The following is a 22259-nucleotide window of genomic DNA, read 5'->3' as shown; positions in this document are numbered from 1 at the left end:
TCCGGAAACTCTTCAAGTTCCCGCAAGCCACCGCGAACTCGGATCATCGGCCGCGTACCGATGGTGAGATGCAGATCCGAAGCACCCGCATCCATCATGGCGTCCAACACCTCTGGCAGCGAGATGTCGTGCTCTTCAGTCTTGGCTTCCGTTGAGGCCCGCGCATAGGCAGCGTCATCAACAGAAGGCTCACTGATCGAAACGTCGCCTACGTTGGTCGACTGCGGCATAGCCCTGCCCATGGCAGTCGCAGCGTCGTTTTGCTGTGAGGGTGCTGATACCGGCGTTGCCACCGGGGCCGTGAGGGGCGCACTCCTACCCAACGCAGTGGGTGCAGCTGGTGCGGCCTGTTGCGCCTGAGCGGCCCCAGGTTGTGGTGCCGGCGGCTGCTGTCCTGCGGGAGCTGTACCCGGGGCAGGCGGCGCGGCTGCAGGCACAGCGCCAGGCGCTGTTGGCGTGGCACCGGGAGCCGGCGGGGCCGGTTGGGTCGCTACCGGCGGCGCGAGTCGCGGCACAACGCCCTGCTGATCCTCTGCAGCGGGCGCATTTCCCGATTGCGGTTGCGCAGTCATTCCTTACCTCCAGCCCTCTAGGTCAGATCGGCTATTTTCGACCAAACCTTGAATCGGCTTATATCGCTACCCGGAGCACTTCGTCCAAGGAAGTCATCCCGGCTAGCACTTTGTCCATGCCATCGAGTCGCAGCGGACGCATACCTTCTGCCTTCGCTGCCGCGGTGATATCAGCATTGCTAGCACGTTCTACTGAGAGCCGTTCGATAGTTTCGCCGACCTGCATCACCTCATGCAGCGCAATTCGGCCCTTATAGCCAGTGTTGGCGCACTTCACGCATCCCACCGCGCGGAACAACATCGGCACCGGACCAGCTGGATCCCACGGGAACCGCGCAGTGTCCAGCGTCTCCGGGGTGGGTTTGTACTCCTCCCGGCAAGAGGTGCACAGCCGCCGCGCTAATCGCTGGGCGAGCACGCAATCCAGTGCAGATCCCACCAAGAAGGGCTCGACCCCCATTTCGGTCAGTCGAGTCACCGAACTGGGCGCATCATTGGTGTGCAGCGTCGTCAGCACTAAGTGACCTGTCAACGCGGCTTCAATGGCGATCTGTGCGGTTTCGTAGTCCCGAATCTCACCGATCAGGACCACGTCTGGGTCTGAACGAAGGATCGACTTCAACGATGACGCGAATGTCAGCCCGGCTTTATGGTTCACCTGCACCTGGTTGATCCCGTTGAGTCGGTACTCCACTGGATCTTCCACCGTGATGATGTTGACCTCGGGTCGTGAGATGACGTTAAGCGCCGAATACAAAGTCGTGGACTTGCCCGAACCCGTCGGTCCCGTCACCAAGATCATGCCGTAGGGCTTGTGAAACGACTCGGAGAAGCGATCGTAGTTGCTCTGGCTGAAGCCAAGTTTGGCCAGGTCTAGTTGCGCCGTGCTGTTATCGAGGATTCGCATGACGACTTTCTCGCCCCACACGGTCGGTAGTGTCGCGATCCGCAGATCCACCTTTTTGCCCTGCGTATTGACCGACAGCCGACCATCTTGTGGGATTCGTCGCTCCGCGATATTCATTTCCGCCATGATCTTTAGCCGGCTGACGACGCCGGTGTGGATGGCCTTGGGTGAGTGCATCATCTCGTGTAGCACCCCGTCGATCCGGAATCGGACGAGTAGGTCATGCTCGTTGGGCTCTAAGTGGATGTCGCTGGCACCGTCCATGATCCCCTGGGTGATCAGCAGGTTGACGAACTTGACGATGGGGGCGTCCTCAACGACTTCGCGGACCGAGTCCAGCGCCTGCTGCTCTTGTTCTACGTCAATCGCCGTGGTGAGGTCATCGAGATCGGAATCGGCCCGGTAGAACCGATCAATCGCAGCGTCAATATCACTCGCTGTCGCCACCACGATCCGAACATCCAGACCGGTGCGAGTGCGAATGTCATCCCGAGCCACTACGTTGCCTGGATCACTCATCGCCAAAATCAATCGGTTGCCCTCGATCGAGATCGGCAAAACGCGATGACTGCGGCACACTTGACCGGGAATCCGAGCGATGACGGCAGCGTCCACCATGGTTTCACTGAGATCAATGAACGGCAGGCCAATTTGCTCCGCCAATGCCTTGACCAGCTGCGGTTCGCTCAGTAGCCCCTCGTCGACGAGGACCCGGCCCAACATTTTTCCGGTCTCCTGCTGCACCTGCATGGCACCCTGTAGTTGCTGGTCGCTGATGACACCGTCAGCGACAAGAATTTCGCCTAACTGAGCCATGTCAACCTCCGGTCTATCCCACAGGTACATCGGCAGACGCCGGTGATTACTTGAGACTATCCGTTTCCGTTACTTTGTGCCGGATCTTGCACGCGGAATGCCTCTCGCATCGCCGCAGCCATGCTGGCAACCGGCGCCGGATGTCCTGTCATCAGCTCAACCTGACGTGCGGCCTGCCACAGCAGCATTTGATGCCCTGGGACGACGCTGCCGCCCCGCTGCTCCCATGCCGTTGCCAACGAGGTCGGCCAGGGGTGGTAGGTGACGTCCAGCAAGACACCCGGTCCAGTAGGTATCGCCGATATGAGGCTCGCGGCCGCATCGCCCGGTAAGGTGACCACGATCGTGTCACTAGCAAGAGCCTGCTGGACCCGATCCCACTCCACCGTTTCCACTGTCAGCCCCAGTTGGCGTCCCCTGTTCGCGAGATCCTCCGCAGGTGCTATCCGGCGAGCACTCACCCTGACCCGGTCGACACCCAGTTCAGCGGCAGCCACCATGGCGGCGGCAGCGGTTGCTCCAGCGCCGATGATGCCGAAAGTTCGTGGCGGCCGATAGTCGCGGTGTTCTCTCAGCGCGGCAACGATTCCGAATACATCAGTGTTGTCACCGACAAGTCCAGCATCCGTGATCAACACGGTGTTGGCGCCCCCGGCTGCGGCCACAGTTGCGGAACTTTCCACCAAGAATGGCAGCACAGATTGTTTTAGCGGCATAGTGAGCGACAAGCCCGCCCACGAAATGTCCAATTTGGCCAAGAAATCAGCCAACTGCTCACTCGTGACGTCTATCGCTTCGTAACTCCAGTCCAAACCCAACTCGGCGTAGGCAGCCCGGTGTAGTACTGGGCTGAGGCTATGCGAGATCGGGTGACCGAGAACGGCAGCCCGACGCATCACTGGTTCTCGCGCAGCCAGGCCTCGAACTCGTCCTGGTAACCAAGGAATACGTTGTAGTCGTCGGTGAACTTCGTCTTGCCAGTGTCCGGATTGGTGGTCACGAAGTACAGCCAGTTGCCGTCTGGCGGATCTAACGCGGCCTCCATCGCAGCCTCACCTGGGTTATTGATCGGAGTCGGCGTCAACCCTTGATGCTGCTCAGTGAAGGTGTTGTACGGGGAGTTGATCGCCCGGTCAGACTCGGTCAGGTTGATTTCTGACTGTTTCAGTATGTAGTTCACCGTCGAATCGAAGCCCAGGTAGCCGTAGGTGCCGCCCCAGGTATCTGGTTCCAGCCTGTTGTAGACCACTCGAGACACCTTGCCGAAGTCCTCCGGCGGCGCTTCCGCCTGCACTAGCGAGGCAACCGTCAATACTTCGTAGGGACTGTAGCCCAGCGACTTGGCCCGGTTGACGAAATCAATCTCTTCGGCAACTGTATTGAACTTGTCCACCATGACGTTCAGGATCTGCTTGGGCTTCTCCTGCTTGTCGAACTCGTACGTGGCGGGGAATAAGAAACCCTCAGCACGGGCTTCACCGGTGCCACGGGCCCAGTCCGGTAGTGGCAAGGCTGTGGGGTCCTGGATGACCTTGTCGAACTGTTTCTTGCTACCTGAGGTCTCTTTCGCCAAGATCGCCACCACTTGATCTGTCCGCAGCCCTTCGGGGATAACAACAGTGTTGATGTTGCTGGCGGCCGGATCGAGCAGCCGTTGCACGGCTCCTTCACCCGACATCTTCTGCAGCATGGCGTACCGACCGGGCATGATTCCGGTGGCGTCGGGTTCCGCTAACGCAGCGTTGGTGAATGCCGGCACCGAAGCGACCACATCAGCATCAGCCAGGGTTACGCCAACATCAGTCAGCGTCTCGCCCTTGAGAATCTCGATGACGACTTCGCCCTCGCCAGGTCCGGGGTAATCGGCTACTGGCGCCGACGCCTGCACCCTGCCGAGCAATTGGTATCCGAAGTAGCCGACCACTGCACCAGCACCGAGCAGTACGACCAATGACACCACTATCACCGCTCCGGAACGGCCTTTTTGTCGGCGGCGCTTCTTCTTAGACTTCGGTGGCCGCGGGTCACCCCCCGATGGGGTTTCCTGCATCGAGAGGCCAACGTTGCTCATGTCTTTTTCTCCGACTTCGACAGCGGATAACCGGCTAGGCGGCCGGTTTCGGATTCCGCATCTACTGCATTCTGCAAGATTGCCGTCGCTGCTGCCTGATCAACGACATTTCGGGCCTGTCGCGTGTCGCGCCCTGCCGCCGCCAGCGAACGAGCAGATTGGGCCGTCGAAAGCCGTTCATCCACCATGCGCACCTCCGCGTCAGGGACAACAATCGCCAGGTCAGCCGCGAACTGGCGTGCCGCAACAGCTGCTGGACCGACATCGCCAGACAAGGTAATCGGGTCTCCGACAAAGATAACTCGGGCCTGGCGTTCCTGAGCAATCGTGGCAATTCGCGCGAGGTCACCTTCGCCGCGTGGCACGGTTTCCACCGGTACCGCCAGCGACACCCCTGCCCCACAGGCTGCGATCCCGATACGCACTGTCCCTACGTCCACACCCAGCATGGCAACTGCAAGAGTCACTTGACGCGGCCCGCTACGAAGTCGCGAACCGCAGTAAAGGCGTCCTCTAGCCCCTCCGGTTTGCTGCCACCGCCCTGCGCCATATCGACTTTTCCACCGCCGCGACCGTCGACCGCGGGTAGCGCAGCAGCCAGCAATTCCCTAGCTGACAGTCCAGCGTCTTGGCCCCGTTGATTCACTGCCGCCGCCAGCGAGATCTTGCCGTCGTCTGCAGTGGCGACCAGCAATCCGACCGATCGTTCGGGATTGGCTAAGTCACGAGCACGAGTCACGAGTTGTCGTAGGTCGCCACCGGACAGGCCATCCGGGGCCCGCACGGTCCAGATTCGGTAGGGGCCAATGTCATTCCCGCTACCCATCATCGACTCGACTTGGGACAACATTTGCGTCTTACGGATCTGTTCGAGTTCCTTTTCCGCTTCCTTGAGTCGCTGAATCATGCCCGCAACCCGATCTGGCACCTCTTCACTCGGCGCTTTGACGAGTTGCGAGATCTGCGACATCAGGTGGTGCTCCTTGGCGAGGAACCGGTACGCATCAGCGCCGACAAGTGCCTCTACTCGCCGAACCCCGGCCCCGATCGAGGACTCCGACAGAAACTTGACTACGCCCAACTGACCGCTGGTGCGGGCATGAGTGCCGCCACATAGTTCGTGGGCCCAGTCCCCCACCGACACCACTCGAACGACATCACCATACTTTTCGCCGAACAGCGCCATGGCACCCAGTGCTACCGCCTCGTCCTGGCTCATCTGAGCTGCCGACACTTTCAGGTCGTCCTGCAGCACGTCGTTTACTAGCGCTTCAGCGTCCGTCAGCACCGTCTCGGGAATGGGGCCTGGGCTGGGAAAATCGAACCGCAAGCGTCCCGGAGCGTTCTCGGAGCCCATCTGTGTTGCGGTCTCACCGAGCATTTCTCGGAACGCCTTGTGAATCATGTGGGTGGCTGTGTGAGCACGACTGATGCCGGCTCGTCGGCTGGCATCGATTTCGCCGAGCGCGGTTTCTCCTCTGCGCAACTCGCCTGCTGCGACGGTGCCGCGATGCACAAACAGACCGGGAACCGGGCTTTGGACGTCGTAAACATCCACTACCGAACCGTCCTCGGTCACGATCCGACCGTGGTCACCCAACTGGCCGCCACCCTCGGCGTAAAACGGCGTGCGATCCAGTACAACTTCGACCTCGTCGCCCTGAGTCACCTCTGCGACGTCATCGCCGTCCCGCAACAGCCCCACGATCGCACCTTGCGTTTCGGTCTCGGTGTAGCCAGTGAAATCTGTCGCACCGGACCGTTCCAGTACTGACCGATAAATAGTGGCCGGGGTGAGCCCGGCTTTGCGAGCGCGGGCATCGGCCTTGGCTCGTTCTTTTTGTTCGGCCATGAGGCGGCGAAAGCCATCCGCGTCCACACTCAGTCCCTGCTCGGCAGCCATCTCCAGCGTGAGTTCGATCGGAAAGCCATGAGTGTCGTGCAGCTGGAAAGCGCGATCGCCGTCCAGTTGCGTGCTGCCGGAGCTGCGGGAGTCGGCCACCGCGAGGTCAAAGACCTGATTGCCCGCCTTGAGGGTACGTAGGAAGGCCTCCTCCTCGGTGGCGGCTACCGTGTCGATTCGACGCTGTTCACGTTCCAACTCGGGGTATTGCGGCGCCATGGCGGATACCGTCGCACCTACCAGCTGCGACATCACCGGTTCGCTGGCACCGAGTAGCCGCATATTTCGGATGACCCGACGCATGAGTCGTCGCAACACATGACCGCGACCCTCGTTGCCAGGCACTACCCCATCGTTAATCAGAAAAGTGCAGGTCCGGGCATGATCGGCAACCACGCGCAGGTACACGTCTTGCTGCGCATCTGCACCGTAGCGGGCGCCACTGATCTCGGTGGCGCGGTCGAGGAGGACCCGGCTGGTGTCAATCTCATAAATATTGTCGACGCCCTGTAGGAGGGCAGCCATCCGTTCCAGACCCATTCCGGTATCGATGTTCTTGGCGGGCAGATCGCCGAGGATCGGGTAATTCTCTTTGGCGGGTCCCTCTCCTCGCTCGTTTTGCATGAAGACTAAGTTCCACACTTCGAGGTAGCGGTCCTCATCCACGACCGGACCACCCTCGCGACCGAAGTCGGGACCACGGTCGTAATAGATCTCTGAGCACGGACCGCACGGGCCCGGCACACCCATCGACCAGTAGTTGTCCGCCTGACCACGCCGCTGAATTCGCTCAGTTGGCACCCCAACGTCACGACGCCAAATCTCTGCTGCTTCGTCGTCGTCGTGGTAAACGGTTACCCAAATCCGGTCTGGATCGAATCCGTAGCCACCATCGGACTGCGAGTTAGTCAGCAACTCCCAAGCGAACGGGATGGCCTTCGCCTTGAAGTAGTCCCCGAAGGAAAAGTTTCCCGCCATCTGGAAAAACGACGCGTGCCGAGTAGTTTTGCCCACTTCCTCGATATCGAGAGTTCGAACGCACTTTTGAACTGAGGTTGCCCGCGGATAGGGCGGCGGGGCCTCTCCGAGGAAATACGGTTTGAATGGCACCATGCCGGCGTTGACAAACAGCAGGGTCGGATCATCCAGCAATAGCGATGCTGACTGCACGACCGTGTGGTCGCGGTCAGCGAAGAATGCCAGGAACCGCGACCTGATCTCAGCGGAATCCATTAGCCCAGTGTGACAGCGCGGCGGCTCTGGTACGACCGGGAAGGCGGAACCAGGTCCGCCGGCGAAGCCTCACGCTCCACCCCGCGGCGACTGCTCTCCCGAGACCCAGTTGCCGTATTGGCCGACTGCACCGCGGCTAGCTGCTGCTCGAGCATGCCAACCCGGACCGTCTGGATCGCGGACATCGTCGCCGAAGCGACCAGCGTGGCGCTTCCGCCCCAACCTCGCTCCTTCGCGCGATCCCACACGCGCTGCCCACGTCGGTAGGTGTAGATGCCCCCGGCCGCGCCGATTCCCATCCATAGAAGCCTGCTCATGCTGTCCCCTTCCGAACCCAACGGTCCGAGGCTACCCCAGCGACTTCCGGTCCAGTGAACTGCTGGGCTTCGGCGGGCCAGGGTGAGTCTAGGAAACTCGCGGAACTCCGGGTAGCGCCGCCGAGGCAGCACCCGTTTGACGCCGCCGCCCTTACCGAGAGCGGATCAGGCGGGCCGGTTGCACTGCGCGTGACAGCATCGACAGTTAGTCAGCCAGGCTCAAGTTAGCGGGCGCAAGGGGGGCTCCCAGAAGTAGCCCTTGCGCCAGGTCAACGCCGGTTGCGTTCGCCATCCAACTCTCTTGCTCCGTTTCTAGGCCCTTGATCACCGACAAGGCACCGAGTTCCCGAATCACGTCTGCAGCGATTCGCAGCCGACGGGCACCCGCCTGTAGACCTCCGGCATGGACCGAGAAGTCCGACGACAACTTCACTAGAACCGGACTGATGTGATCAAGCATGATCAAGTTCCCGCCACCGCTGCCGAAGTTATCCACGGCCACTGCGTATCCGCCCGACTTCAGGCTTCGCACGATCTCGGCAACTTCGTCACCGCGGACATTGGCCTCATCCACTTCCAAGATGATCTGATTACGGTGGGCAGCGATATCGCCGTTAAGCAGCCGGTCTAGCAGGAGCGGATCGACCAATTCTTGGCTGCTGAGATTGATGGAAATCCGACCAACCTGCAACAGGCTGCTGCTCAGATCCAGCATGACCTGATCTAGGACTCGGTGACCAATCTCGCCCATGCGGCCGTGCTCGCCGAACATTTGGAGGAGATCACTTGCTGAGCGCACTGAACCGTCAATATCTCGCAAGCGCAGCAACGCCTCATAGTGGTGGACCTGACCTCCGGACAAAGAGCGCACCGGCTGGTAGTAGAGCACCAGTCGCTGTTGCTGGTGCGGGCACACTGCGGCGTCCAGTACATCAAACATCGTGGGTCCGGCATGCCGGAAGCGAACTACCCGGTTGCCCCCCTGCGCTTTTGCCCCATAAAGCGCGACATCAGCTCGGTACATTGCCAGCTGCTCGTCTTGATCGTCAGCTGACAGAACGGTGTATCCGGCGCTGGCCGTCACGGTCAACTGGGTGTGCTCCCAGTCGACTGGCGCTGACAGTCCCCGAACGATCTGTTCCAGACGGCGGTGCACACTGGCGAGATCCTCCGCATCGTGCAAGAAGATGGCGAACTCATCGCCGCCCATGCGTGCGCAGATGTCTTCCGGTCGCCCGTTGGCGCGGAGTCGCTCGGCAAGGTTCTGTAGCAGTGCATCGCCCGCTGCATGACCGTATCGATCATTGATCCCCTTGAAACCATCCAAATCGACCAGAACTAGGACTGAGTTTCTTGACTCAGCAAGACAACGTCGGATTTCCTCAATGAGTACTGGTCGAGTAGCAAGCTGGGTGAGATCGTCGGTGCGACTGATCTCCCAAAGCCGGTCGTAGTGGCGCTGTTGTTCCTGCCTGAGTTTGTCTAACTCCTCAATCCGGTTGTACCGGTCAACCTCCAATCGTCGCGAAACCACCATCACTAGCAACAACGCGACAAAGGCTGCCACAGCGTTGATGATTCGATTGGCGTACCAGCCGAGCGTCCATGGATCGGAGTAAATCGACGCGCTCAATGCACCCAGCCCGACCGCGACCACTACTAGAAACATCGTTGTCTGCAGTCGATCGGCTTGACCCCAGCCTTTGAGCATCATGAGCGGCCCCACCACGGCGATGAGGCTTGCCAATGCTGCGATACCGAACTGGATTGCTGCCGCTGATTCCCACCCGGCGGCGATGGGCAGGCCTAGCAGCAGGGATACCGCAAGCACTGCGGCCGAGGCCCAGCCAACCACGGTAAAGACTCGCTTGCGATCGACAGCGGCCTGCGAATCACGTCGGCGAACCTCAAACCCAATCACCACAAGCGCCAAGAACTCCGCTTTACCCAGCAGCCGTAGGGTGTTGCCGAGGCCCGTGTCGACCTCTGACATGACCGCCGCATCTAGCAAGAACCAGGGCAGCACCGTGATGGCCGGAGCCGCGCAGGCAATACCGAAAATCAGCGAGAATCGCGATCCGGAAAGTTGCGTATGGGTCAGAAAGGCAAAGGCCAAGAAGACCTCAACTACAAACACACCGCCGGCTCCGCTGGCTATCAGGAAGGGGTTCGGCGTCATTTCCGTACTGCCCCAGACAAAGATGGGCACCGACACCAGGAGAACCCCCAGTGCGATGAGCAAAGTTGCTCGCCGTTCCGACGCAGTTGTTTCTAACTGCGAAGACTCCACTCCAATTAAGCTCTTCATTTGCCGCCAACCCCGCCGCCTGTCACCGCATATTCGCGGAGGCCGCAGAGATCCCTCCCAAGATGTGCGCTTCGCTCACTGTAAGACAGACATCCCCTAGGGGGTAACCAGCAGCGGTAATTAGCCACAAAGGCTACTAAGCGTGCCGCTAAGACTGCCCAAAGTAGTCAACTGGGCTGAGTGCTGTCGCTACGCCTCTGGTGGAACCTGACCTTCGCCCGCTAGTTCCTGCCGAACTCGATCCAGCGCCGCCGCCGCACGCGCTTCGTTCCCGTGACTGCTAGGCAAGTAGTAGCGTCGCCCGACCGCGACGTCTGGCGCATACTGTTGCGCGACAATTCCTTGCGGATAGTCATGCGGATAGCGATAACCCCGCCCGGCACCATCAGCACGAGCGCTCGCAGTGGAGCCATCTCGTAATGCCGCAGGAACCGGTCCGGTACGTCCGGCAGCAACGTCCGCCTGGGCAGCCAGCAGTGCCTCCTTGACCGCGTTCGACTTCGGAGCTAATGCAAGGTGAATCGTCGCGTGGGCCAAGGTGTGGCCCGCCTCAGGTAAACCCACGAAGGACACCGCTTCATGTGCAGCGGTGGCTAGAAGTAGCGACGTATGGTCGGCTACTCCGATATCTTCGCTGGCCAAGATCACTAGCCGACGCGAAATGAAACGTGGATCTTCTCCGGCCGACAACATAATGGCCAAGTAATGCAACGCCGCATCGACATCACTGCCTCGGATGCTCTTGATCAGCGCACTAGTCACGTCGTAGTGCCGATCTCCGGCACGGTCGTATCGCGGGGCGCTTTGTTGCAGCACCTGTTCGACGAGGGCCACGTCTACCTGCGCGATGTCTCCTGCTGCCGCCGCTTCCAGCGTGGTCAACGCTTTGCGAGCGTCACCGCCAGCCATTCGGGCAATGAGTTCCGCAGCCTCATCGGTCAGCGTGACCGCCCCGCCTAAGCCTCGTTCGTCGGCCAGTGCGCGCTGCAACACTTGCTGCACATCCGATTGCTCCAACGGATGCAGCGGCACCAGCAGACTACGACTCAATAGCGCGGGAATCACCGCAAATGAGGGGTTCTCGGTGGTCGCCCCGACAAGCACCACCCAGCCGTTCTCGACTGCTGGCAGCAAAGCGTCCTGTTGGGTCTTACTGAACCGATGAATCTCATCGATGAATAGCACCGAGTCCCGGGCATACAACTCCCGTTCTCGCCGTCCCTGTTCCACGACAGCCCGAACATCCTTGATGGTCGCTGAAACAGCAGATAACTCGTTAAAGGTTGCGCCCCGTTCGGTCGCTACTAGTCGAGCCAGCGTGGTTTTCCCGGTTCCCGGTGGCCCCCACAGCAGCACCGACGATCCACCCGAACCAGCAATCAGATCGACGAGCGGCGACCCTGGTCCGATGATGTGGTTTTGGCCGATGACTTCGCCGAGTCGCCGCGGTCGCATTCGAGCAGCCAGCGGCTGCTGTCCGGTGGCCTCTGACTCGAACAGCGACACGAGCTAGTTACGCTTTCGGTCCGGCAGCACTTCCCGCCCCGGGCGATTGCCGATGGCAGCTTCGTCTTCATCGCCTGGAATCACATCAATGAAGGCATCAGCACGCTGCTCCGGAGTGATCGGCGCGGGGGCGCCTGTCAGCGGATCACCACCGCCACCGGTCTTCGGAAAAGCGATCACGTCGCGCAGACTGGTCGTTCCCGCCAGCAACATACAGATGCGATCCCAACCAAAGGCGATACCGCCGTGAGGTGGTGGTCCATAGCGGAACGCTTCGAGGAGGAAGCCGAACTTCTCTTGCGCATCATGCGGCTCAATCCCCAGCACCGAAAAAACCCGCTGCTGCACGTCACTGCGATGAATACGGATAGAGCCGCCGCCGATTTCATTGCCGTTGCAGACCAAGTCGTAGGCCCATGCCAGTGCTTCCCCCGGTGACTCTTCGAACCGACCCAGCCACTCCTCATTCGGCGACGTGAAGGGATGATGCACCGACGTCCACGCCTTGTTGCCGGCGTCGTCCTCAACCTGCTCGAACATTGGCGCATCGACAACCCAGACGAACGACCATTGCGCCGGGTCGAACAACTCCAATCGCTCCGCTACCTCAACCCGTGCGGCACCGAGCAAAGCCCGCGCCGTAGCGGTGGGGCCAGCCGCGAAGAAAATACAGTCACCGGGCTCAGCCCCGGCTGCAGCGGCGAGTCCAGCTCGTTCTGACTCACTGAGATTCTTGGCCACCGGGCCACCGAGTTCCCCGTCTTCACCCACGAGGACGTAAGCAAGCCCCTTGGCACCGCGTTGCCGCGCCCATTCCTGCCAACCATCCAGGGTGCGCCGCGGCTGGGACGCACCACCGGGCATCACAATCGCACCGACGTAATCAGCCTGGAACACTCGGAACGGTGTGTCGGCGAAATAGTCGGTCAGTTCCACCAGTTCCACACCAAACCGCAGATCTGGCTTGTCGGAACCGAACCGAGCCATCGCCTCGGTATACGTCATCCGCGGGATGTCGCCGATCTCATGGTTCGCCACGCCCGACCACAGCGCCCTTACTACTGCCTCACCGACCTCGATGACATCTTCTTGGTCCACGAAGGACATCTCGATGTCCAACTGTGTAAATTCTGGCTGGCGATCGGCCCGGAAATCCTCATCGCGATAGCAACGAGCGAGCTGGTAGTAGCGCTCCATACCCGCCACCATCAGCAGCTGCTTAAACAACTGCGGCGATTGCGGCAGTGCGTACCAATGTCCCGGCGACAACCTCGCCGGGACCAGGAAGTCTCGTGCACCCTCTGGTGTGGACCGAGTTAATGTCGGAGTCTCCACCTCAACGAAGTCCTGCGCCGAAAGCACCTCTCGCGCCAACTGATTCACCCGACTACGCATCCGCAACGCAGCTGCTGGCTGAGCGCGACGCAGATCGAGATAGCGCCAGCGCAGCCGAGCCTCCTCCCCGACCTGCAAGTGATCATCAATGGGGAATGGCAGTGCGTCGGCCTCTGACAGCACCTCCACGGTGTCAGCGAACACTTCCACCGCACCGGTCGCTAGGTCCGAATTCTCGTTGCCCTCCGGGCGACGATGGACTCTTCCGACGACTCGAATGCAATATTCGTTGCGCAACGGGTGAGCAACCTCTGGATCGTGCACGACGACCTGGGCGACACCGCTGGCGTCCCGAAAATCGAGAAAAGCAATACCGCCATGGTCGCGGCGACGCGCAATCCACCCGGCCAGGGTGATCTCACGATCGACATCCGCCTCGCTGAGGCTTCCCGCGTCAGTACTGCGCAGCATGCTCGTGTATCTCCGATCAGTTAGTAGACAAAAAGGTGACGACTTCGGTTGCAGGAACTTCCGTCTGCTCCCCGGTGCTGAGGTTTTTCAGTTGCACCGTACCCGCGGCCGCTTCATCGTCTCCCATAATCATGGCCCATGACGCTCCCGAACGATCCGCCGCCTTCATTGCACCCTTGAGGCCCCTACCACCGTAGGACTGATCCGTTGCGATTCCGTCGCGCCGCAACTGATCGATTATTGGGGTCAAACTGCGCCGAGCGGACTCCCCCAGCCCAACTGCGAAGACTGCGATAGCAGGTAATGCAAGCGGTGCCAGTCCTTCTGCCTCCCTCGCCAGCAGCGTGCGATCCGTGCCGATACCGAAACCGATTCCCGGTAGATCCGATCCGCCCAACTGAGCCATCAAGCCGTCGTATCGACCACCACCACCGATGCCAGACTGAGCACCCAACAAGTCATGGCTGAACTCAAAGGTGGTGCGGGTGTAGTAGTCCAGTCCACGCACCAGCCGCGGCTCCTCCTGCCAGCTGATGCCGTAACCACGCAGGTGTTCCCGCACATCGTCGTAGTGCTCTTGGCACTCATCGCACAGATGCTCAATCATCAGCGGCGCGCCAGTTAATTGCTCCTGCACGGCTTCCCGCTTGTCGTCCAACACCCGCAGCGGGTTCAACGCCGCTCGCTCTCGGGTGGCCTCATCAAGATCCAGCCCCGCCAGAAAATCAGTGAGTGCCTGCCGATAGCGAGGCCGGCAGTTCGCGCAACCTAACGAGTTCAGCAGCAATCGATACTTGCTCAGCCCCAACGACCTAAAACCGTGGTCGGCAACGGCAATCACTTCCGCATCCAAGGCCGGGTCGTCGGAGCCGACCGCCTCAATCCCTACCTGTTGCAGTTGCCGATATCGCCCCTTTTGCGGCCGTTCTGCCCGAAAAAATGGGCCTGCGTAGTACAACTTCACCGGTAGTTGCCCCCGGTGCAGTCCGTGTTGAATCACTGATCGAATAACACCAGCAGTCCCCTCGGGACGTAGCGCGAGGGTCCGATCACCGCGATCGGTGAAGGTATACATCTCCTTGCTCACCACGTCGGTGGACTCCCCGACGCCCCGAGCAAAGAGCCCGTAATCCTCAAACACTGGCAACTCGATGTAGCGGTAGCCAGCCAGCCGTGCCTGTTCGGCCAGCCCTTCGCGAACAGCAAGGAACTCCGCCGAACCTGGCGGCACATACTCCGGAACGCCCTTCGGGGCGGCAAACTGACCGCTCACATGCCCTTCCTTGGCGCCTGTGGCCCGGACATCACGTCCAAAAGAAACGGATTTATTCCCCGTTCATCTCCGATCGATGTCTGCGGGCCATGGCCCGGCAGTACCACCATCTCGTCTGGTTGCGGCAAGATCACATCTCGCAGCGAGCGCAGCATGTCCTTGTGGTTTCCGCCCGGCAGATCAGTGCGACCGATAGAGCCTGCGAACAAGACATCCCCGGAGAACATCAGCGGGGGGACCCCCCCATCGCCTGCCCGGGTGAACACCACCGAACCGGGCGTATGACCGGGTGCGTGGGTGGTGCCTAGCGTCACGCCAGCCAACTCCAGTTGCTCACCATCTCGCAGTTGGCGCAGGTCGTCGGGCTCAAGGTTGATCTCGTCGCCGGCCATGCGGGTCAGCATATGACGCATATCGGGCGATAGTGCCGTCGTCGGATCCGACAACATCGAGTTGTCGTCAGCGTGGATGTAGGCAGGGATGTCATAGCCCGACGCCACCGGCACCACGGACCAGGTGTGGTCCAGATGCCCGTGGGTTAGCAACACGGCAACCGGCCGCAGCCGATTGTCTGCCACCACCTGTCGCACGCCATCGACGGCCTCCATCCCGGGATCGACCACGATGCACTCACTCCCCTTCGCGGGAGCGATGAGGTAGCAGTTAGTCCCAAACGGGCCAGCGGGAAATCCGGTCACGAACACACTGCAAGGGTAGCCACTCCACTAGACCGGGCGGTTCCCCACACCAAATGGACGTCCGGTCTAGACTATTCCGCAGCACAGGAGGTGCCATGGCAAGCAGTAACAAGAGGGAGCGCAAGTTGGCCCGCGAGAAGCACGAACGTCAAGAACAGCGACGTCGACAGGAAGCCAAGAAAGCGGACCGCACCAAGATCGTCGCCTGGGTGCTGATTATCTCGCTGGTCCTACTCACCACCGGTGGCGTGCTGCTGAACTGGCTATTCTTCAACTGATGACACCAACTCCTACTGGACCGCCTCGGCCCACTCCTACGGGCCCGGTTCCCGCACGCAGCACTGGCAAACCCGCATCACCGCCTGACGGTGGTAATGACCACGGTCGAATCGCAGACGACGGCACGATCTACGTGCAGTTGCCGGATGGCACTGAACGGTCCGTGGGCCAATGGGCAGCCGGTGACCCTGCCGCAGGTCTGGCCCACTTCCGCCGCCGGTACCAAGACTTGTTGGTTGAACTGGACCTGACCACCACTCGGTTGCGCAACGGCCAAGCCACCCCTGATCAGGCGGTCGCGGTGGTGGAGCGGATGAAGGCAGCACTCACTGAACCGGCATTTGTCGGAGACATCGCCGCGCTGACCGCCCAGGTCGATGCGCTTGCGGAACTGGTGGGCGTTCGCCGGGTGGAGTTGACCGAGGCCAAGGAGCAGGCACGTAGTGAGGCTTTGGCCCGACGGGCCGCAATTGCAGATGAGGCTGAAAAACTCGCCAACTCGGAACAGTGGAAGGTCACCGGTCAACGGTTTCGCGAGCTCCTGGACGAGTGGAAGGCACTGCCTCGCTTCGACAAGAGTGAAGAGCAGAAACAGTGGGATCGCTTCAAGGCTGCTCGTTCCACCTTCGATCGCGCTCGCAAACAGTTCTTTGCCAAGCTTGATGAACAGCGCGCGGATGCCGTAGTGGTGAAGGATCAGCTGATTCAACGGGCTCAGGCCCTGTCTAACTCCACTGACTGGGGACCGACGAGTCGCGCCTATCGAGATCTGATGGCTGAATGGAAGGCCGCTCCCCGAGCCGCACGGGACCAGGAAGAACGACTGTGGCAGGCATTCCGCGCTGCACAAGATGTCTTCTTCGACGCCCGCAGCAAAGTGTTCTCGGCCAAAGACGATGAGGAACGCGAAAATCTGAAAGCCAAGCAAGACATCTTGGATCAGATCGACAAGCTGTTCCCGGTCAAAGACCCCCAGGCAACCCGCCGCAGCCTCAGCGCGCTCATGGAAAAGTGGGACAGTATTGGCTTCGTTCCCCGTGACGCCAAAGCCGGGTTGGAGCGAAAACTGCGGGCCGCTGAGCGCAAACTACGCGACTCGGAGCAAGCGGAGTGGAAACGAACTGATCCCGCGGCACGGGCGCTAGCGGAGTCGACAACGAAGACTTTCCGGTCTTCGGTGGAAAAAATCGAAGCTGATCTAGCCAAAGCCACCGAAGCTGGGGACCAGTCGGCCATCGCCAAGGCCCAGGCATCGTTGGAATCCACGCAAGCCCTACTGGACGCGGCTGAGGCAGCATTGGCAGAATACTCCGACGATTAGTCTTGCGGGCCGGAGCCGCTGCGGCTACACCCGATATGCGTCGTAGACACCTTCAACCCGTCGCACGGATCGAAGTACTGCACCCAAATGATGTGGTTCAGCCATCTCGAAAGAGAAATTCGATAGCGCCAGACGTTCCTTATTCGTGGATACTGAGGCACTCAAAATATTGACGTGCTGTTCGCTCAACGCGCTAGTGACATCTGAAAGCAGCCCGGCCCGGTCGAGTGCCTCTACTTGAATATTGACGAGGAACACTGAAGTCTCGGTTGGCTCCCAGTCAACCTCAACCATGCGGTTTTCTTGCTCCTTCAGACTGCTGACGTTGGTACAACTCTCCCGATGCACCGATACGCCATGACCGCGGGTAACGAATCCCAGAATCGCGTCGCCAGGAACGGGGGTGCAGCAGCGAGCTAGTTTGATCCACACATCTGGGTCACCTGCCACCACCACTCCCGGTGATCCGGCGGTTTGTTTCCGAGCGACCCGATCCGGACCGGGAACGGTTTCAACTTCGTCGACGCCACCTGCTTGCTCAAGCAGCCGCTTCACCACCGACTCCGCGGACATTCGGTTTTCGCCGATCTCGGCATAGAGGGCCGAGACGTCGTTGAGTCGCAAGTCATGGGCCAGTTCAGTCAAGACTTCTTGATTGAGCAGATCAGCGATCGGCAGATTGCGTTTCCGCAGGATCCGCGTCAGTGCCCCCTTCCCCCGTTCCTCTGCTTCCTCTCGACGTTCCCGCGAGAACCACGCCTTGATCTTGCTGCGGGCACGGGGGCTTTTGACGAACTGCAACCAGTCACGGCTCGGCCCGGACGATTCATCCTTGTTGGTGAAGATTTCTACGTTGTCGCCGTTACCCAGTTCCGATTCCAGTGCAACAAGTCTGCCGTTGACCCGGGCCCCGACACACCGATGACCGACCTCGGTGTGCACGGCATAGGCAAAGTCAATCGGGGTCGCACCCGTCGGCAACGACATGATGTCGCCATTGGGGGTAAAGACAAAGACCTCGTTGCTGCTGAGGTCGTAGCGCAACGAATCGAGGAACTCTTCCGGGTCTTCGGTCTCCCGCTGCCAGTCCAACAACTGTCGCATCCACGCCAGATCGTCGGGTCCGCTTTTGTTGGGTACGGCGCCGTTCTTGTAGCGCCAATGCGCAGCAACACCGAACTCTGCCGCACGATGCATCTGATAAGTGCGAATCTGCAGCTCCACTGGCTTGCCAGCCGGTCCAATGACTGTGGTGTGCAGCGACTGGTACATGTTGTACTTCGGCATCGCAATGAAGTCTTTGAAGCGGCCTGGCACCGGACTCCAGCGGGAGTGAATAACACCTAACACCGCGTAGCAATCCCGTACGGTCTCCACCAGAATCCGCACGCCGACCAGGTCATAGATTTCCTTGAAGTCACGGCCCCGGACCACCATCTTTTGGTAGATCGAGTAGTAGTTCTTCGGTCGCCCGGTCACTTCGGTCTTGATCCGGGATGTACGCATGTCGTCGTCCAACGCGGTAATGACGTTGTTCAACTGCTGATCTCGCTCCGGCGCATGCTTCGCCACTAGGTTCACGATTTCCTCGTAAACCTTGGGTTGCAGCGTCGCGAATGCCAGATCCTCCAACTCCCATTTGATGGTGTTCATCCCGAGTCGATGCGCGAGCGGAGCGAAGATTTCCAGCGTCTCGGTGGATTTCTGCTTCTGCTTTGCCGGCGACAACCAGTTGATGGTTCGCATATTGTGCAACCGGTCCGCGAGCTTGATCACGATCACGCGGATGTCTTGGGCCATGGCGACAACCATCTTGCGCACCGTCTCGGCACCAGACGAGGAGCCGTATTGCACCTTATCTAGTTTGGTCACGCCATCAACTAGTGCCGCGATCTCGTCACCGAAGTCCTCGGTTAACGCTTCCAACGAATACCCGGTGTCTTCCACGGTGTCGTGCAGCAACGCGGCCACTAGCGTCGAGGACGTCATCCCCAGCTCGGCCAGAATCGTCGCCACCGCTAGCGGGTGGGTGATGTACGGTTCCCCGGATCGACGCTTCTGGTTCCGATGCAGCAGTGCTGCGGTCTCGTAGGCCTGTTCGATGATGCGGGTGTCGTTGCGCGGGTGATATTGCCTAAGGGTTCGGAGTAGCGGATCTAGTTCGGGATAGCCGCTGCGACCACCCGGTGTGAGCCGAGCAATCCGGTCCCGCAATCGGGACACCTGCTCGGTGGCGGCTTGCACCGACGCCACCGGATCGAATCCGCTGGTTGAGGTGGTCGGCTGCTCCGTCACGGCTCCTCCTTACGGCAGTGTAGGCAGTTACCGGCACCAACGTCTCGACTCTGCGGCCAAACTCACAAAGATTCGCTATCGCTTTCGCTTCGATCTGCTGGAACGTCGGGGCTGTTGCCTGACGCTGGATTCAGTGACTGAGCGGGAATCACCCAAGCCACTCACCGCCGCTGCCGTGGCCGCTGGGGCACCATCGCCACCCTCGGAATCTTCAGTATTCTTACGGCGGGCTTCCACGCGTCGCTTCAGCGCCTGTACCTCGGGTTCACGATCCTTCAACTGTGCCAACAGCGGGGTCGCCACACAGATCGAGGAGTAGGTGCCGGCGGCCATACCCACGAATAGCGCCAATGCCAGGTCCTTGAGCGTTCCCGCACCCAAAAGACCTGCACCCACGAATAGGATCGCCCCCACTGGCAGCAGCGCGACTATCGATGTGTTGATCGAGCGGATCAAGGTCTGGTTGACCGCTAGGTTGGCAGCCTCGGCGTAGGTAAGCCGACTTTGACCCAATACACCCCTGGTGTTCTCTTTGACTTTGTCGAATACGACCACCGTGTCATAGAGCGAATAGCCCAAGATGGTCAGCACACCGATAGCTGTCGCAGGTGTGACCTCAAAGCCCAGTAGCGAGTAGAGACCGAGGGTGATGATGAGGTCGTGCGCCAGTGCCACGAGCGCCGCGATCGCCATCTTCCACTCGAAGTAGATGGATAAGAAGATCGTTACCAAGATCAAGAAGACAATCAAACCTTGTAATGCCTTCTTGCTGACGTCTGATCCCCACGTCGGTCCCACCAGCTGGATCTTGATATCCGCGGGTTTGACGTCGCAGGCCTCACCGAGCGCCCTGGTGACTTGGTCGCTCTCGGCCGGAGTGACATTCTGGGTCTGAATCCGCAAGGTACCGTCGCCGAGGACCGTAACTACGGCCTGGCCCTCCGCGACCGAGTTTGTCGCTTGTTGGGCTTGATCCACTGAACAAGATGCCTGCGGCACCTGAAATTCTGATCCGCCCTTGAACTCAATTCCGAGGTTCAAGCCTCGGAAAATAAGTGAGCCCAGCGTTATTGCCAGGATGATCCCAGAGACGGTGTACCAGAGCTTCCGTCTCTCGACGAAGTTGTAGCTAACTCGCCCCGAGTAGAGGCCCTGTGCGAAGTTACCAATGCCTGACATCGGAGTCAGCCCTCGCTTCCACTGTCTGAACTGCTGGTACTAGCTGCTGCCTTAGATTTCGACCTTCGACTGGTTCGTTCTCGCCGAGTACCCCCAAGTGATTCCACACCCAGCCGCTTGGGAGACAGCCCAGTGAAGGAGCTGCCCTTTTGCATCCACGCCGATCGAGCCAACACGGTGACACTCGGCCGGGTGAACCAGAAGGCCACGAGGACGTCCATGACGGTAGTGAGTCCGAGCGCGAAGGCGAAGCCGCGCACGTTCCCGACACTCAGGAAGTACAACACCACCGCCGCCAGGATGGAGACGAAGTCCGCCGCCAACAGGGTCCGGCGGGCACGTACCCAGCCTTCGTCCACGGAGCGTCGCAGTGACTTGCCGTCGCGAATCTCGTCACGGATACGTTCGAAGTACACGATGAACGAGTCCGCGGTGATACCGATCGCCACGATCGCACCGGCCACACCGGCCAAAGTCAGCGTGAAGCCAATGGTGTTACCCAAGATCACGAACAAGCAATAGGTCATCCATCCGGCGAGCACGAGACTCAGTGCTGCCACCACACCCAAGATGCGGTAGTAGAAGATCAACCACCCCGCGACCAAAATCAGGCCGATGATGCCAGCCAGTAGACCCGCACGCAGATAGCTGTCGCCCACGGTGGCGGAGATGCTTTCCACCTGCTGCACCTGCAACTTGACCGGCAGCGCACCGAACTTCAAGACGTTGGCCAAATCCTCTGCTTCTTGGGCGGTGAAGTTACCCGAGATCTGGGCTTCACCACCAAGAATCTGTTCCTCGAAGGACGGAGCAGACACCACTACGCCATCCAACACAATGGCGAACTGATTGGTCGGGGGCGGCAAGTTCACCAACTGACCAGAAATTTCGGCCAACTTCGACGCACCTTCTGAGTCGAAGGACAGCGTCACTACCCAACCCCCGGCACCCTGTTGCGGGAGCTGAGCTGCCGCTGAGGTGATCTCAGTCCCCCGGATAAAGGCCGGCTTCAACACGTACTTGGCCGCGGGTGCTTGCGTTTCTTTGTCCGGGATGACGCGTTGACAGGTACCTAGCCACAACTCGGGGTCATCCGGGGTGCCACCCAACTGATTACGAGTGTCGTTGCAGTCCAGCGCGAGAACTTCCTGCTGAAATTTAGCGTCGTTCACTTTGGCCTGGACGATGTCGCCACCCTGGAGCAACTCGTCTTCTGCTGCCTCATCGGTGGGTTCGGACACAGTGGGACCGGTATCGCCGGCGTCCGACTGACTTGCTGATTCGTTCTGATTCTTGTTGTTCTTCTTGTTGTTCTTGTTGTTGGCGTTGTCCGCAGACTCGGTTTCGTTTGCACCGACGGGCGCGGGATCCAGAATGTTTTCCACTGGTCGGAAGTCCAACAGGGCGGTACGACCCACCAACTCAACGATTCGGTCCTGGGTCACACCCGGCACAGACACCACGATCACGGCATCAGAACCGGTGCCTTGAATGCTGATATCCGCCTCGGCAACACCCACGCCGTTGACGCGCTGCCGAATGATCTCCACCGACTGTTGCAGTTGTTCCTCAGTGATTTCAGCGCCTTCGGTGATTGGTTGGGGATCCAAAATCACCTGTGTGCCGCCGCGTAGGTCAAGACCTAGCCGCGGCGTCACCGAATAGCCATCGATTGGTGCGAAGGCCCACGCTGTGAGCCCCACGATAAGTAGCAGGAGCAGCAATAGATACTTGCCCGGCCGGTACTGCGGTGCAGCCACCACACCTCCAACGTA

General features: G+C 60.1%; 17 protein-coding genes. 2 read left to right on the top strand and 15 right to left on the bottom strand.

Going from position 1 to position 22259, the window contains the following annotated elements:
- From K0U62_01305 to K0U62_01250, 12 genes are all read right to left on the bottom strand, one after another.
- On the bottom strand, positions 1-572 hold a 572-nt coding region (locus K0U62_01305; GenBank protein ID MCH9800153.1), incomplete at its 3' end, for a hypothetical protein.
- A 58-nt stretch (positions 573-630) separates the two neighbouring features.
- Complete coding sequence (gene tadA / locus K0U62_01300; protein MCH9800152.1) at positions 631-2295, bottom strand: Flp pilus assembly complex ATPase component TadA; 1665 nt, start codon at positions 2293-2295, stop codon at positions 631-633.
- Positions 2296-2351: 56 nt separating this feature from the next.
- Complete coding sequence (locus K0U62_01295; GenBank protein MCH9800151.1) at positions 2352-3191, bottom strand: shikimate dehydrogenase; 840 nt, start codon at positions 3189-3191, stop codon at positions 2352-2354.
- The gene (gene mltG, locus K0U62_01290; protein ID MCH9800150.1) at positions 3191-4366 is read right to left on the bottom strand and encodes an endolytic transglycosylase MltG; all 1176 of its coding nucleotides are present in this window, start codon (positions 4364-4366) and stop codon (positions 3191-3193) included. The genes K0U62_01295 and mltG overlap by 1 nt, the downstream gene beginning before the upstream one ends.
- On the bottom strand, positions 4363-4815 hold the full coding sequence (gene ruvX / locus K0U62_01285) for a Holliday junction resolvase RuvX (GenBank protein ID MCH9800149.1): 453 nt from the start codon (positions 4813-4815) through the stop codon (positions 4363-4365). The genes mltG and ruvX overlap by 4 nt, the downstream gene beginning before the upstream one ends.
- Before the next feature lie 14 nt (positions 4816-4829).
- Positions 4830-7502, bottom strand: coding sequence for an alanine--tRNA ligase (alaS, locus tag K0U62_01280; GenBank protein MCH9800148.1), 2673 nt, complete (start codon positions 7500-7502; stop codon positions 4830-4832).
- Complete coding sequence (locus K0U62_01275) at positions 7502-7819, bottom strand: hypothetical protein (protein ID MCH9800147.1); 318 nt, start codon at positions 7817-7819, stop codon at positions 7502-7504. The genes alaS and K0U62_01275 overlap by 1 nt, the downstream gene beginning before the upstream one ends.
- 205 nt (positions 7820-8024) lie before the next feature.
- Entirely contained in the window at positions 8025-10127 is a 2103-nt protein-coding gene (locus K0U62_01270; protein ID MCH9800146.1) for an EAL domain-containing protein, read from the bottom strand.
- Positions 10128-10316: 189 nt separating this feature from the next.
- Positions 10317-11582: a replication-associated recombination protein A gene (locus K0U62_01265; protein MCH9800145.1), complete on the bottom strand. Its 1266-nt coding sequence runs from the start codon at positions 11580-11582 to the stop codon at positions 10317-10319.
- A gap of 54 nt (positions 11583-11636) precedes the next feature.
- Entirely contained in the window at positions 11637-13439 is a 1803-nt protein-coding gene (gene aspS / locus K0U62_01260; GenBank protein ID MCH9800144.1) for an aspartate--tRNA ligase, read from the bottom strand.
- Positions 13440-13455: 16 nt separating this feature from the next.
- Positions 13456-14712 carry a histidine--tRNA ligase gene (gene hisS, locus K0U62_01255; protein ID MCH9800143.1) on the bottom strand — a complete coding sequence of 419 codons (1257 nt, stop codon included), beginning with the start codon at positions 14710-14712 and terminating at the stop codon, positions 13456-13458.
- On the bottom strand, positions 14709-15416 hold the full coding sequence (locus tag K0U62_01250) for an MBL fold metallo-hydrolase (GenBank protein MCH9800142.1): 708 nt from the start codon (positions 15414-15416) through the stop codon (positions 14709-14711). The genes hisS and K0U62_01250 overlap by 4 nt, the downstream gene beginning before the upstream one ends.
- A gap of 89 nt (positions 15417-15505) precedes the next feature.
- Here K0U62_01250 and K0U62_01245 point away from each other — a divergent pair, with 89 nt between their 5' ends.
- Positions 15506-15688, top strand: a complete 183-nt coding sequence (locus K0U62_01245) for a hypothetical protein (GenBank protein ID MCH9800141.1) — start codon at positions 15506-15508, stop codon at positions 15686-15688.
- A complete protein-coding gene (locus tag K0U62_01240) occupies positions 15688-17010 on the top strand; it encodes a DUF349 domain-containing protein (GenBank protein MCH9800140.1) in 1323 nt (440 codons plus the stop codon). The genes K0U62_01245 and K0U62_01240 overlap by 1 nt, the downstream gene beginning before the upstream one ends.
- A 24-nt stretch (positions 17011-17034) precedes the next feature.
- Here the strand turns inward: K0U62_01240 and K0U62_01235 are convergent, their stop codons facing one another.
- The 3 genes from K0U62_01235 to secD all read right to left on the bottom strand — a co-directional run bounded on the left by K0U62_01235 (position 17035) and on the right by secD (position 22244).
- Positions 17035-19305, bottom strand: coding sequence for a bifunctional (p)ppGpp synthetase/guanosine-3',5'-bis(diphosphate) 3'-pyrophosphohydrolase (locus K0U62_01235; protein MCH9800139.1), 2271 nt, complete (start codon positions 19303-19305; stop codon positions 17035-17037).
- A 75-nt stretch (positions 19306-19380) separates the two neighbouring features.
- Positions 19381-20484 (bottom strand): protein translocase subunit SecF, encoded by a 1104-nt coding sequence (secF, locus tag K0U62_01230; protein ID MCH9800138.1) that lies wholly within the window; start codon positions 20482-20484, stop codon positions 19381-19383.
- Positions 20485-20489: 5 nt separating this feature from the next.
- Positions 20490-22244 carry a protein translocase subunit SecD gene (gene secD / locus K0U62_01225; protein MCH9800137.1) on the bottom strand — a complete coding sequence of 585 codons (1755 nt, stop codon included), beginning with the start codon at positions 22242-22244 and terminating at the stop codon, positions 20490-20492.
- Between the last annotated feature and the right edge of the window lie 15 nt (positions 22245-22259).

Source organism: Actinomycetes bacterium, from assembly GCA_022599915.1.
GTDB lineage: Bacteria > Actinomycetota > Actinomycetes > S36-B12.
Note: the sequence above shows the minus strand (reverse complement) of the source record. Positions and strands in the feature narration are given on the sequence as shown.

What these genes read in the sequence shown, in the direction of transcription:
- tadA (MCH9800152.1), bottom strand. Translation starts at nt 2,295, where the DNA reads ATGGCTCAGTTAGGCGAAATTCTTGTCGCTGACGGTGTCATCAGCGAC.
- K0U62_01295 (MCH9800151.1), bottom strand. Translation starts at nt 3,191, where the DNA reads ATGCGTCGGGCTGCCGTTCTCGGTCACCCGATCTCGCATAGCCTCAGC.
- mltG (MCH9800150.1), bottom strand. Translation starts at nt 4,366, where the DNA reads ATGAGCAACGTTGGCCTCTCGATGCAGGAAACCCCATCGGGGGGTGAC.
- ruvX (MCH9800149.1), bottom strand. Translation starts at nt 4,815, where the DNA reads ATGCTGGGTGTGGACGTAGGGACAGTGCGTATCGGGATCGCAGCCTGT.
- alaS (MCH9800148.1), bottom strand. Translation starts at nt 7,502, where the DNA reads ATGGATTCCGCTGAGATCAGGTCGCGGTTCCTGGCATTCTTCGCTGAC.
- K0U62_01275 (MCH9800147.1), bottom strand. Translation starts at nt 7,819, where the DNA reads ATGAGCAGGCTTCTATGGATGGGAATCGGCGCGGCCGGGGGCATCTAC.
- K0U62_01270 (MCH9800146.1), bottom strand. Translation starts at nt 10,127, where the DNA reads ATGAAGAGCTTAATTGGAGTGGAGTCTTCGCAGTTAGAAACAACTGCG.
- K0U62_01265 (MCH9800145.1), bottom strand. Translation starts at nt 11,582, where the DNA reads ATGCGACCGCGGCGACTCGGCGAAGTCATCGGCCAAAACCACATCATC.
- aspS (MCH9800144.1), bottom strand. Translation starts at nt 13,439, where the DNA reads ATGCTGCGCAGTACTGACGCGGGAAGCCTCAGCGAGGCGGATGTCGAT.
- K0U62_01245 (MCH9800141.1), top strand. Translation starts at nt 15,506, where the DNA reads ATGGCAAGCAGTAACAAGAGGGAGCGCAAGTTGGCCCGCGAGAAGCAC.
- K0U62_01240 (MCH9800140.1), top strand. Translation starts at nt 15,688, where the DNA reads ATGACACCAACTCCTACTGGACCGCCTCGGCCCACTCCTACGGGCCCG.
- secF (MCH9800138.1), bottom strand. Translation starts at nt 20,484, where the DNA reads ATGTCAGGCATTGGTAACTTCGCACAGGGCCTCTACTCGGGGCGAGTT.